Source organism: Protofrankia sp. Cr1, from assembly GCF_963555865.1.
Lineage (GTDB): Bacteria > Actinomycetota > Actinomycetes > Frankiales > Frankiaceae > Protofrankia.
In genome coordinates this window covers 1-4383 of sequence record NZ_CAUVXO010000159.1, presented here as the reverse complement: position 1 = coordinate 4383, position 4383 = coordinate 1, and the positions used below count along the sequence as shown (strand labels likewise).

General features: G+C 73.8%; 3 protein-coding genes. 1 reads left to right on the top strand and 2 read right to left on the bottom strand.

Translation table 11 applies throughout. From position 1 onward, the window contains the following. Nucleotides 1–93: 93 nt before the first annotated feature. Together U9980_RS14045 and U9980_RS14040 are read right to left on the bottom strand one after the other, a co-directional pair. A complete protein-coding gene (locus U9980_RS14045; RefSeq protein WP_322768323.1) occupies nucleotides 94–1368 on the bottom strand; it encodes an amidohydrolase family protein in 1275 nt (424 codons plus the stop codon). Nucleotides 1369–1372: 4 nt separating this feature from the next. Then, nucleotides 1373–2971 (bottom strand): CoA transferase, encoded by a 1599-nt coding sequence (locus U9980_RS14040; protein ID WP_322768322.1) that lies wholly within the window; start codon nucleotides 2969–2971, stop codon nucleotides 1373–1375. Between the two features lie 173 nt (nucleotides 2972–3144). Between U9980_RS14040 and U9980_RS14035 the strand changes: the two genes are divergently transcribed. Continuing rightward, entirely contained in the window at nucleotides 3145–4206 is a 1062-nt protein-coding gene (locus U9980_RS14035; protein ID WP_322768321.1) for an enoyl-CoA hydratase/isomerase family protein, read from the top strand. Nucleotides 4207–4383 lie beyond the last annotated feature (177 nt).

The window sequence follows — 4383 nt, the reverse complement described above, 5'->3', positions numbered from 1 at the left end:
CAGAGGTCGGCTGGCGCGCCCGGGACGATCCGTCGCGAGGGCCCGCCGGGTCGGTCTGCGTCGCCGAGGTACAGGGCGAGCGCGGTGGCGGCGTCAACCGCTTCGTCCAGGCCGATCGGGCTGCCGGCCGCCGTGCGCCGGGTCACCGCGGCCCGCATCGACGACCATGGGTCCGAGGTCGCCGAACGGAGCGTCGGTGCCCGCGGCGACGGCGACTCCGGCGCGGCGCAACCCCGCGCAGCGGTACAGCCACGGCAGGTCCTCACCGTCGACCTCGCGCAGGTACTCCTCGCCGCGTTCGGCGATGAAATGCGGCTGGGTGACGACGGTCAACCCGCGCCCGACGAGCTGATCCAGCAGATCGGGTGGGATGATGGCGCCGTGCTCGATGCGGTCACCCGGGTGAGCGGCCCCCGGTTCCCCGCCTGCGGCCTCGAGGACGGCGAGGGTGAGGACGAGGGCGGCGCGGGTCACGCAGTGCACGGCCACCGCCCGTCCGGCGGCCCGCGCACGACGCACGAGCGCAACCAGCTCGTCGAACTCGACCGGCTCACCGTCGTCAATCACGATCTTCACTGGTCCCAGCCGGAGACGCGGGTGGGCTGGCGCCGCGAGCTCGGGGCCGCCGGTCAGGGTCAGCCGTTGCGGGAGGTCACCGCGGGTCACGGCAGCGGTGAGCAGTTCGACCTCGGCCGGTCCGGTGCCGACGGTGGCATCGGTCACGCCGGTGACGCCGAACCCGGCCAGCCCTCGCCCGACGGCCGCCAGATCAGGTGTCGGCGATGGCGGAAGGCGCTCGCGCAGCCAGCCGTCCAACCGGAACAGCCGGCCGTCGGGACGTCCATCCGGGCCGCGTCCTGCTCCGGGCGGTGCGGCGGCAGGCGCGGCGCCACGAGCGCCGGCATGATCGTCGATGCGGATCGCGGCGACGGCGGCGGAGTTGAGCATCCACAGTGCCCCGGAGCGGTGCTGCACCCGCACGGGAACGTCGGCAACCATGGCGTCGAGATCGGCTCTGGTCAGCGCGCCGGCAACGCTGTCGTGATAGCCGACGCCGCGGATCCAGCCACCGGGTTGGACCGTTGCTGCGGCTGCGGCTGCGGCCGCGCTCGCGCGCAGGGCCGCGGCCAGTTCCTCGCGGTTGCGCACGGCCGGCGGACCGCAGCGCACCGAGCCGTTGGCCGCAGCCACCGCGAGTAGATGGATGTGATGGTCATGCAGGCCGGGTACGAGCATCCCGCCACCCGCCTGCACGACACGTTCGCCGGGTTCGCGGGACAGCTCCGGGCCGACGGCGGCGATCCGGTCACCGCGGAGCCGCACGGACATCCCGGATCGTCCGTTGATTTCGGCGTTGCGGATCAGCATCGGGTCACCCCGGTCGGGATCCGGCCAGCTCCGCGAGGACGCGCGCGGTGTCCGCGCCCAACGTCGACGCAGTGCCGGGCGGCGTTCGGTGGCGGGGCAGTAGCACGGGCGCCCGGGCGCCGGCGGCGTCCACGAACCAGCCGCCGGTCCTGTCTCCGTCCAGACCGGGGCCGGAGTCGGAGTCGGAGACGGAGACGGGAGACCACCGGGCGCCCGGGTCGCGTCGGGGGAGTCTCGGACGGGTCCCGAGCAGCGAACCCGCCGCCTCCCGCAGGGCGATGTCGACATGATGGCCGCCGCCGCCGACCACGCACGCGAGCGCCGCGACCGCCGCGTACAGGCCGGTCACCGGGTCTGCGACGGCGTCGGCGAGGAACATCGGCGTCCCGTCCGGCCCGACCGCGACCAGGCCGGCGGCGGCCGCGGCGTCGTCACCGAAGGCCACCCGCTGGCACCACGGGCCGGTCCGGCCGTATCCGGTGATGCTCACCCAGGTCAGCGTCGAATGCCGGGCGAGCAGCTCGGCCGGGTTGATACCGAGCTGGGTCAGCGCCCGCGGTCGGGACGCCTCGATCACCACGTCGGCCCGGCCGATCAGCCGGATGAGGGCCGCCCGGCCCTCGGGCGTGTGCAGGTCCAGCGCGACGCTGTCGTGGCCGGCATGCAGCAGGTCGAAGAACATCTTCGGCCCGGACCGCGCCCCGTCCGGACGCCGGACGCTCTCGACCTTCACGACGCGGGCCCCGGCGAGCCCCAGCAGATGCGCGCACAAGGGGCCGGCCCACAGCGACGACAGGTCGACGACGAGGATCGGTTTCGTCGACGGGACGGGTCGGTGGCCGGTCCCGGGCGGTACGCCGCCGATCGGTATGCCGTCGAGGAGGAACGGGGCGAACGGGAAGCGCTGGCCACGGGCGCGGGCCTGTTCGTCGCGGGCCGCGGACTCCGGCTGTGCGACCTCGGCCACGGGCAGGCCGAGCAGCTGCCCCTGGCTGACCACACAGCGGGCGGACAGCCTGGCGAACGCGGTCGTGACCGCATCCCATGGCCCCACCGGATGGTTCTGATAGTGATCATTGCCGGCGATCGACAGCCACGCCGGCAGCAGATCCAGGTCCGAAGCGCGGGCCAGGTTCACCGCAACCCAGCCGTCCCGGGTGGGCAGCAGGCGGGCGCCGCCGCCGGCCGAGCGAGGTCCGCCGCGGGTCAGCCCGCTGATCGCGGCCCGTTCGCCGAGCAGCGCCCCGGCGTCCACATCCACTCGCTGGCCGCGTGTCGCCGCGAGCAGCCGGAACACCGCCATGGCGCCGTCCAGGCGCTCCATGATCGCCACGTCGGGCGCGAGCGGTGCGCCGTCCGCCGGACCCGTCAACGCCATGGCGCCCGATCGTGCCCAGGCCAGTGCCGATGGCGGATCCACCGTCGGGGCCGGGTCGATCACGTCCGCCGGCGGGTCCTCGGCCGCCTGCCGGTGGACGACCGTCGCGCCGAGGCCATGCAGCAGTTCCCGCGCGGCGAACCACATCCCGGCGCCGCCCTGTTTTTCCTGCTGTAGGTCGGTCGGGGCGGCGAGGAAGGTCAGCCCCGCCAGCGGGAGGCCCACCGCGCCACCTCCCATCCGGATGCCCGTCTGGAGGCTATCGGGAGCCTGGTTGTCCCCGCATCCACCACCGGCTCACCGGCTACCGTGTGCCCGTGCCGCTCCCGTCCGGTTCCCAGCCAGCATCTGCCCAGCCAGCATCGCTCAGCCCGGTACCACCGGTCGACCTCTTCCCGGTGGACGTGGCGGCAGACCTGGTGGACGCGGTGTTACCGGCCGATCTCCTCGACGTCCTCGGCGGCGTGCCGCTGCTGGCGCTTGAGTTGACCGACACCGATTCCCCCGAAATGACCGCGGCGCTGGAGCGGTTGGTCTGGGCGCGCCCGCCGGTCGTGATCGTCGGGGTGATCGATGGCGGGAAGCTGCCCACCGGCCTCGCCGTGGGCGCGCCGGATGTCCTGCTCACGGCAGGCCCGGGGGAGATCGCGACGGTGGCCGCGCGGGAGGGAACGCCCGGTGCGGGTGCGGTCGAGGTGGACGACGTCGGCGCTGCGTTGGCGAGCCTCACCGCGAAAGTCCGGGCAAACCCACGTGCCGCAGTCACTCTTGCCGGTCTGCTGCGGCTGACCACGGGGTTGTCCCCGCTCGACGGGCTGGTCGCCGAATCGCTGGCGTATTCGACGCTGCTGGCTGGGCCGGAGTTCGCAGCCTGGCTCGCCCGGCGTGGCCCGATGCGCCACCGCGACAGCGCCGAGCCGGTGCGGGTGCGTCGGGTCGGCGGTCACCTGCGCCTCACGCTGAATCGGCCCGAGGTCCGCAACGCCTACGACACCGCGACCCGCGACGCGCTCGTCGCCGCGTTGCGGGCGGCGCGGTCCGACAGGGGCGTCACCGAGGTCGTCCTGGACGCGGCCGGGCCGGCGTTCGGCAGCGGCGGCGACCTCAGCCAGTTCGGTACGGCGCCTGATCCCGCGACCGCGCACACCGTCCGGGTCGGCGCCAGCGCGGCCGCGGAGATCGTCCGGTTTCCCGGCCGGGTCAGCGCCCACGTGCACGGGGCGTGCGTGGGCGCGGGCATGGAGCTGCCCGCCTTCGCCGACCATGTGGTCGCGTCCCGGGACGCGGTGTTCGCGCTGCCCGAACTCGCGATGGGCCTGGTGCCCGGGGCCGGCGGCACGGTCAGCATCACCCGCCGGGTGGGCGCATCCCGGACCGCGTGGCTCGCCCTGACCGGTGCGCCCCTGGACGCGGTGACCGCTGTTCGCTGGGGCCTCGTCGACGAGCTTGTCGAGGTTTGATCCGAGGCTTGATCCGAATTTTTGGCAGGTGCGCGCGGACGTTTCGGCGCCTACTATGTGGACATCCTATTATCTGTTGTCCAACTACTGACGGCGGAGCGTACCTGCCGTGGTGCTCGGAGGTCAGACGGATGTGTGCAGCCGACCAGTCCGCCCTGCATGTGCCGACGAACCCGG

What these genes read in the sequence shown, in the direction of transcription:
- U9980_RS14045 (WP_322768323.1), bottom strand. Translation starts at nt 1,368, where the DNA reads ATGCTGATCCGCAACGCCGAAATCAACGGACGATCCGGGATGTCCGTG.